Source organism: Candidatus Margulisiibacteriota bacterium (assembly GCA_018822365.1).
In the GTDB taxonomy this organism is placed as follows: domain Bacteria; phylum Margulisbacteria; class WOR-1; order O2-12-FULL-45-9; family XYB2-FULL-48-7; genus XYB2-FULL-45-9.
The window spans coordinates 1-7,748 of the sequence record JAHJKL010000081.1 but is presented as its reverse complement, the minus strand read 5'-3'; the positions used below and the strand labels follow the sequence as shown (position 1 = coordinate 7,748).

At 50.9% G+C, this 7,748-nt stretch carries 7 protein-coding genes; 6 read left to right on the top strand and 1 reads right to left on the bottom strand.

Translation table 11 applies throughout. The annotated features are described in order from the left end of the window. The 6 genes from KKF06_07910 to KKF06_07885 all read left to right on the top strand — a co-directional run. The coding region (locus KKF06_07910) for a bifunctional hydroxymethylpyrimidine kinase/phosphomethylpyrimidine kinase (GenBank protein MBU1617676.1) at positions 1-801 on the top strand (801 nt) is incomplete at its 5' end. Positions 802-813: 12 nt separating this feature from the next. Then, positions 814-1,467 (top strand): class II aldolase/adducin family protein, encoded by a 654-nt coding sequence (locus KKF06_07905; protein MBU1617675.1) that lies wholly within the window; start codon positions 814-816, stop codon positions 1,465-1,467. Continuing rightward, entirely contained in the window at positions 1,464-3,422 is a 1,959-nt protein-coding gene (locus tag KKF06_07900) for a bifunctional (p)ppGpp synthetase/guanosine-3',5'-bis(diphosphate) 3'-pyrophosphohydrolase (GenBank protein ID MBU1617674.1), read from the top strand. Before KKF06_07905 ends, KKF06_07900 begins: the two co-directional genes overlap by 4 nt. A 108-nt stretch (positions 3,423-3,530) precedes the next feature. Then, positions 3,531-4,040, top strand: a complete 510-nt coding sequence (locus KKF06_07895) for a hypothetical protein (GenBank protein MBU1617673.1) — start codon at positions 3,531-3,533, stop codon at positions 4,038-4,040. A gap of 32 nt (positions 4,041-4,072) precedes the next feature. Beyond that, positions 4,073-5,569, top strand: coding sequence for a lysine--tRNA ligase (gene lysS, locus KKF06_07890; GenBank protein MBU1617672.1), 1,497 nt, complete (start codon positions 4,073-4,075; stop codon positions 5,567-5,569). Positions 5,570-5,591: 22 nt separating this feature from the next. Then, on the top strand, positions 5,592-7,028 hold the full coding sequence (locus KKF06_07885; protein ID MBU1617671.1) for a hypothetical protein: 1,437 nt from the start codon (positions 5,592-5,594) through the stop codon (positions 7,026-7,028). On the opposite strand, the gene KKF06_07880 is transcribed toward KKF06_07885, so the two are convergent. After that, positions 7,025-7,678: an ATP-binding protein gene (locus KKF06_07880; GenBank protein MBU1617670.1), complete on the bottom strand. Its 654-nt coding sequence runs from the start codon at positions 7,676-7,678 to the stop codon at positions 7,025-7,027. The genes KKF06_07885 and KKF06_07880 overlap by 4 nt on opposite strands. Between the last annotated feature and the right edge of the window lie 70 nt (positions 7,679-7,748).

Here is a 7,748-nt window from a genome sequence, read left to right as displayed (position 1 = left end):
TTGATCGGCCCGATCGGCCATGATTTTCCCAAAGAACATCTTGAATTCCTCGGTTCGCGCGATATCAATTTGAATGCTTTGCACAAAATAGACGGGCCGACCTTTCGCTGGCAGGGGTACTATGAATACGACATGAACCAGGCACATACCGTCGATACCAAGCTGAACATTCTGACGCGATTTGACCCGCAGGTGCCGGAAGGATTGCGCGACACCCCATATGTTTTTCTGGCCAACCTTGACCCGGCGCTTCAGCTTAAAGTGATCTCTCAATTGAAAGGCCCTAAATTTATCGTGGCGGATACCATGAACTTTTGGATCGATTCCAAAAGGGAGCTTCTTCATCAATTGATAAAAAAAGTCGACCTGATGGTAATGAACGACGGAGAGATCCGCCAGTTAATGGAAACGCCGAACATTCCTCTGGCCGCCCGCCGTTTGATCGAGCTTGGCTGTCGCGGCGTGATCGTTAAAAAGGGGGAGCATGGGGCTCTCTTTTTCAATAAAGACGACTATTTTGCCGCCCCGTCTTACCCCCAGGAAGAATTAAAAGACCCGACCGGGGCAGGAGATACTTTTGGCGGAGCTTTCATCGGTTATCTGGCCAGGAGCGACGACCGGAGCGCCGAAAACATCCGACGCGCGGTGGTGATCGGTTCGGTCATGGCTTCATTTAATGTTGAAGATTTCAGCCTGGAGCGGATGAAACGCTTGAAGCTTAAGGAAGTCCGCGAACGTTTTGAGAAGATCAGGGGATGCACCAAATTCAATGATTTGGCAGCTTCTCACTGGGAAGAATAAAAGGAGAGAAAAATGTTAGAAGAATTCAAACGGATCGGTAGTTATTTGTTCGGGGAAGGGTTGGTCAGTTCGCATGCCGGAAGCATGAGCGTTCGCCACGGAGATAAAATATTTATTACCCGGCAGGATGCGATGCTGGGAGACCTGAAAGAAGGGGATATAGTTGAAGTTGGCCTGACCGGCGAAGCGGCAGGTGCTTCGAGCGAGCTTCCTGCTCACCGGGCGATCTACAAGGAGACAAAGGCGGAAGCGATAGTAAGAGCCTTCCCTCCCCAGGCGATCGCAATTTCGATCACCGACAATAAAATTGTCCCGCAAGATGGGGAAGGGTTAAGGCTGCTGCATGCTGCGGCAATTGTCCGCTCGCACCAGCCGGTCGGATCTGACGAGACGGTCAGACTGCTTCCATCGTTTTTGCAGGGGACAAGCGTGGTTGCGGTGGTCAAAGGTCAGGGGAGTTTTGCCATCGGCAAGAATCTGGAAGAAGCCTACAAGTACACCTCGGTACTGGAATGCTCTTGTAAGATTTTAGTCGCGATCCGCTCTTCCGGCGGTACCCGCCCGTCGGCTCCAGTGGTCAACAAAGAGAAGCCGGAACACCACCGGCGGAGCGCCATTCCTCCCGGCATCGGGGTAATGGACCGGAGCCGCTACCATAAACGATGAATGAGCTGATCCAAAAGGTCTTAGCGTACAATCCCGGCGCCAACGTCGAGCTATTGCGTAAAGCCTTTGCGTTCGCGGACAAAGTCCATGCTCCGCACAAACGCCTCTCCGGCGAATCATATATTATCCATCCGCTGGCGGTTGCCAACATCCTGGCCGATCTTGAGCAGGAAGTGGAAGTAATTGCCGCCGCTTTTCTTCACGATGTTATGGAGGATGGCGGGATCACCGCCGAAGAAATTGTCGCGCAATTCGGCAAAGAGATCGCCAAACTGGTCGAAGGGGTGACCAAGCTAAGCCAATTCTCTTTTGTTTCCCGGGAAGAGCGCCAGGCGGAGAATTTTCGCAAGATGTTTGTGGCGATGGGGGAAGATTACCGGGTCATAGTCATCAAGCTGGCTGACCGCCTGCATAATATGCAGACACTTCAATACCTTTCGCCGGCGAAACAAAAAGAGACCGCCTTGGAAACCAGGGAGATCTTTGCTCCGCTGGCTCACCGGATGGGAATGTGGCGGATCAAATGGCAGCTTGAAGACCTGGCGTTCCGCTACCTGGAGCCGGATCCATATCAAAGCATCCGGTTAAAGGTATCGCAGAGCTATGGCGAGCGGGAAAAGTTCATCAATGACTTTATTGAACAACTCCGGACACTGGTCGGCACGGTCGGGATCACGCCGGAACTTAAAGGCCGGGCCAAACATTTTTTCAGCATCCACCGGAAAATGGTCGACCAGCGCTTGGATTTTGAGGAGATCTACGACCTGTTTGCCGTTCGGGTTATTGTTGAAAAACTAAAAGATTGTTATGTTGTCCTCGGGTTGGTTCACGATGCCTGGAAGCCGATCCCGGGACGCTTTCGCGATTATATTGCGATGCCCAAATCGAACGGTTACCAGTCGCTTCACACGACGGTGATCGGCCAGGCCGGCCGGCCGGTCGAGATCCAGATCCGGACTCGCGAGATGCACCGGATCGCCGAATACGGTGTGGCCGCCCACTGGCGTTATAAAGAAGGGTCGTCGACCGACAAGATGCTGGACCAGAAGATGGCCTGGCTTCGCCAGATGCTTGAGTGGCAGAGTGAGCTCAAGGATGCCCGGGATTTCATGGAGAGCCTGAAGATCGACCTGGTCATGGAAGAGGTTTTTGTTTTTACCCCTAAAGGGGATGTTTTTAATCTGCCGATCAGCGCCACCCCAGTTGATTTTGCCTACCGGATCCATACTGAAGTCGGAAACCGCTGTGTGGGGGCCAAGGTCAATGGGTCGATCGTTCCGCTCGATCACCCGCTCCAGCAGGGGGATATCGTCGAGATCATTACCGGCAAAAAGGACAGCCCGAGCCGTGACTGGCTGGGCTTTATCAAGACAGCGGGAGCCAGGGTCAAGATCAAGAACTGGTTCAAGCGCCAGCGGCTGGCCGAAGAGAAAGAAGCTCCGGCGCCGGTCGAAAGGCCGGTCAAAGAAAGCCCTCTCCCTGCTCCTGGTCCAAAACCTCGAAGGGTTAAAGGGAAAAGCCCGGTAGTGGTCGCCGGCCTCGAAAATATACTGATCAAAATGTCAAAATGCTGTTATCCGATCCCGGGAGAAGAGATCATTGGGTTTGTTACTCATGGCCGGGGGATCGCTATTCACCGGAACGACTGTAAAAATGTTTTGCGCCATGAAGTTGTCCCGGAGAAGGTGGTTAAAGTTGGCTGGGACCCAAAGATCGAACAATATTTCCCGGTGCAGATCGAGATCGAAGCTTTTGACCGGGTTGGGGTGCTTAAAGACATTCTGGCCGAGGTTTCCGAAATTGGGACCAATGTTTATGGCGCGAAGATCTCGACCAAACGGGGAAGTTTCGCGGTACTGCTGTTAACGGTCGACGTCAAGAATGTTGACCATTTAAGGCGGGTGATCGCTTCGATCAAAAAAGTGACCGACGTCTACACCGTAAATCGTAAATAGCCTCTCTTTTTTTGTTGATTTAAAAATACACTGAAATTATTTTGAAACACCCCCGACAATCATTTGTCCCTGATTGGCCATTTTAATATAGAAGGAGCAAATGTAGTAATGAAAATTAATTTTGTGCCTCAACGCGCTATTGCCCACGTTGCATCAAAACCCAAAGCACTTGAAAGAGCAAACGCCGCCTTGGCTTTAAATACCGCTAAATTAATAAAACTAAACGGAGTCTTGATCGAACGGCTTCCTCAAGCAGAGCGTGCTGCCCACGCCTTGGAAGTTCTGGCTGCGACGAAAAGAATCCGTGCGTCATATGTCTCATATTTTGCCGGATTGTTGGACCGATTTCAGTCGAAAATATTTCCAGTTCGAGTAAGCAATGCGGTTGTTCTCGATGCCAAAAAAACGGTTGTTGACCTCGGTTTGAATATTCAAAGAATAATGAACAGCGGCTTGGTCCGGCATATTGGCGAATATAAGGCATTGTTGGAAGATAGTGTCTGTTCGGACGGGGAAATGCCGGATTTACCGAAAGGTTTGACAAAAGAAACTGTTGGAGTCTTGAGCCAAGCGCATATTATTCTCCGGGAAATGGTTAGCGACATCGTCAGCCGATAATAAACATGAGGATTGGAGCGTAAGTAAAAATTATGACGATTGAAACAAGGTATCCGTCGACCTGGAATCGTTTAATGATCAATAGGGCCCAAAAATTAGAAGGATTGCGTGCCGCCGGAGTTGATCCTTTCCGTCAAACCAAATTTGTCCGCACCCATCTTGCCGCTGACGTCAGCAGGGTTTGTTCCGCTCTGGAAAATGAGGCGGCTTGGCCCAAAGGGTTGGTTGTTGCCGGCCGAATCATGGCGGTTAGAACTTTTAAAAAACTCGCTTTTATTCACCTCGAAGACGAATCCGGCAAGCTCCAAGTCATGCTGTCGGTCGACAGGCTCGGCCTGGCTGAATTCGAAAAATTCACCAAATTCATTGAAGTTGGCGATTATTTAGGAGTGAGGGGTGACACCTTTAAGACTAAAACGGGAGAAATAACCCTCGGTGCCGACGAGTTTTCCGTCTTGGCGAAAGCCTTGCGGCCTCTGCCGGAGAAATGGAAGGGGCTGCAAGATGAAGAAGTCCGCCAGCGGCAGAGATATTTAGACCTGGCCTCAAGCCCGGCGGTCAGGGAGCGCTTCCGGCAGCGCAGCCAGGTTGTCTGGCTGATGCGGGAATATCTGCATAATAATGGTTTTATGGAAGTTGAGACCCCGATTTTACAGGAACTGCATGGCGGGGCGGCCGCCCGTCCTTTTGTCACTCACCACAACGCCCTGGACATGGATTTGTATTTACGGATCGCTACCGAGCTCCACCTGAAAAGACTGATTGCCGGCGGTTACGAGCGGGTTTTCGAGATTGGCCGGATCTTCAGAAACGAAGGGATAGATCGGCGTCACAATCCGGAATTTACTTCCATGGAAGTCTACTGGGCTTACGCCGACTATGAAGACATGATGCGCTTGACCGAACAATGCGTTTCTTCTATCGCTAGCGGTATTCATGGTCGATCCCAGGTCGATTATCAGAGTCAACTACTCGATTTTACCCCTCCCTGGAAGCGGATGACAATGGAAGAAGCGGTAGCGCAAATCGGCGGGGTCCAGACCATGGGGGTCAGCACTGACAAACTGCGGGAAATCGCTCTACAAAAAGGAGTTCCGCTGGAGGATTCCATAGGGCGAGGGTGGATCATTACCACTCTTTTTGAAGAACTAGTCGAGAAACAACTGACTCAACCCACGTTCATTTACCGCTATCCGGTCGAGACTACGCCCCTAGCGAAACGTTCTCCTGATGATCCCAACTACGTTGACCGGTTCGAGGCTTATGTTGCCGGGATGGAGTTGGCTAACGCCTTTTCCGAACTCAACGATCCAATCGATCAGCGGGCCCGGTTTGAAGAACAGGCTGCCGAGCTGGCCGGCGGCAACGAAGAGGCCCAGCCTTTTGACGAGGATTTTGTCCAGGCGATCGAGATCGGGATGCCGCCGACTGGCGGTTTAGGGATCGGTATCGACCGGCTGGCGATGGTTTTGACCGACTCACCATCGATCAGGGACGTTGTCTTGTTCCCGACGATGAAGCGGAAGTAAATATTTTAAGGAGGATAATGATATGGCTGGTATAGTAACAGGTCCAAAGGCGAGAATAGTTCAGGTTCCGCGCGAGGTTATGCATTATTATGAAAGAAGGACGGCTCTAACGCCGCCGGCAGTTGCTGAATTGACTAGAAACCATCAGTTAAGCGTTGAGATCCAACGGTCCCCTTTGAGAATTTATCCGGCGCAAGCATATCGAGAGGCAGGTGCAAGCATTGTGACCGAGCTGCATTCCGAAGAGCAACTATTATTCGGGGTGAAACAAACCCCGGCCGATGTTTTTAAGCCGAACGGGGTCTATGTCTTGTTTGGTCACGTTACCAAAGGCCAGCCGGAAAATATGTTCATGTTACGGCAGATCTTAAACGCGAGAGCGACTTATATAGATTATGAATATATTGAAAATGATAAAGGCGAGCGTTTGGTTGCTTTCGGCCGATTTGCCGGGATCGTTGGCATGACCGATACTCTGCATATGCTAGGGCGAAGACTTCAGGAAGTGATGGGGATCGACAATCCTTTTTCTTCGGTCAAGCGAGCCTTCGATTATAAAGGCGAAGACGCGATTGACCAGATAAAGGCGCAGATGGAACAAATTGGCAATTCGATTGAACAGGACGGGCTGCCGGTTGCTATCGCGCCGATGATTGTTGGTTTTACTGGCGGCACCGGTCGTTGTAATCAAGGGGCGCTGGAAATATTTAATGCGCTGGGCGCGAAAAGATTGTCACCTGGCGATTTGCTTAGTCCAGGTATTTTGTCGTCACTTTCCAAAAATGAAGTATACACCGTTGAGTTTGACCGGGCAGGTTTTAATGGCAGATATCAAAGGAAAGATGGCTCTCCCGGATCGGATCAGGATTTAACAAAAGACCCAGAAGCGTACGAATCAACAATGGGGAAATACCTCCATTTATTAACGATTCTCATGAATAACGCGAAATGGATGCCCGGCCAACCGACATTGGTTTCAAGAGACCTGCTTGCTTCGGCTTTGAGTAATCCCCAAAATCGCTTAATTGCGATTGGCGATGTTGGTTGTGACGTTTATAATACTGATACGAAAAAGGGGCCGATGGAATGTACTCTCAAGGGAACCAAACCGGAAGATCCTTTTTATATTTATAATCCAAAAACAGGTGGGATTGTGATGGGGATCTCAGAAGAATATGGGATTCCGATTAATGCGGTCGAAACTATGCCTAGTGAATTGCCAGCGGTAGCGGCGGCGCAGTTTAGTCGGATGCTGCTCCCTTTTGTGCCCAACATTGCTCGAACGGATTATGGACAGCCATTCTCCTTAGCCAGCAGCTCTTTGCCGCCGGAAATTCGTCGTGCGGTTATCGTTTGGCGCGGAGAATTTACTCCCAAATACGCGGATAATCTGGTGATGTTGGACTCGCTGGTTAAAAATGGCGACGAATTAAAGGACGAAAACGACGTCAACGTTTAGCCGTCGTCGTCTTCCCATTTTTCGAATTCAAATAGTGGGGCGGAAAAGATTGTCGCAAAGTTGGGGTCGCGGCCGGTAGACGCCAGGGACAGGTCTCTGGGATGGAGCCAACTGATAAAAACCAGCTTTTTATCCCGGGCTAGCAGCGCGTCGATCGTTTCCCAAACGGCCGATTGTTTCGGCGAATACGATGGGCCAAACCTGAAGATTTCTAGGTTGCCGGCTTTTTCCGTGTTATTGGCGATAGCTGGGAAAAGCCAGTGGCATTCGTCAAGGGCGATAACCTGAGCCGTTTCTCCGGCGGCTACTAATAGCGAGCGGACCTGGTCGAAGCAGTCCCGGGCATCCTTGGCTGGTAGCTTTCCACCCATAATTTCATTTATCGGAATTATCTCTTCGAGATTGAAGTAGCAAACCTGGCCAAAAGCCGCGAGCAATAGTGGCGTCAGCTCGTTCTTGAACCAGGTGGTTTTTCCGATCCCCGCGTTATATTCTAAAGCGAGCGATTGGTCTCTGGCCGTGCGTGAATACATTTCTCCGGTAACATAGATGGCGCCGTGGCTTTGCAGCCGCTCGACCGCTGTCCTGGCGAGAGCCGCCGGCGTCAGCTCTCGGCGTTTGGCGACAAAATCGCTGACGGCGACGCGCATTATAACGACGCTCCCCAGCGGCGGAAAATATCAGTTACGCAAAAATCGGCGGCTGATGAGTGGCGGGCGG

Bases quoted from the DNA above. Each gene is read 5' to 3' on its own strand.
- KKF06_07905 (MBU1617675.1), top strand. From the start codon at position 814: ATGTTAGAAGAATTCAAACGGATCGGTAGTTATTTGTTCGGGGAAGGG.
- KKF06_07900 (MBU1617674.1), top strand. From the start codon at position 1,464: ATGAATGAGCTGATCCAAAAGGTCTTAGCGTACAATCCCGGCGCCAAC.
- KKF06_07895 (MBU1617673.1), top strand. From the start codon at position 3,531: ATGAAAATTAATTTTGTGCCTCAACGCGCTATTGCCCACGTTGCATCA.
- lysS (MBU1617672.1), top strand. From the start codon at position 4,073: ATGACGATTGAAACAAGGTATCCGTCGACCTGGAATCGTTTAATGATC.
- KKF06_07885 (MBU1617671.1), top strand. From the start codon at position 5,592: ATGGCTGGTATAGTAACAGGTCCAAAGGCGAGAATAGTTCAGGTTCCG.
- KKF06_07880 (MBU1617670.1), bottom strand. From the start codon at position 7,678: ATGCGCGTCGCCGTCAGCGATTTTGTCGCCAAACGCCGAGAGCTGACG.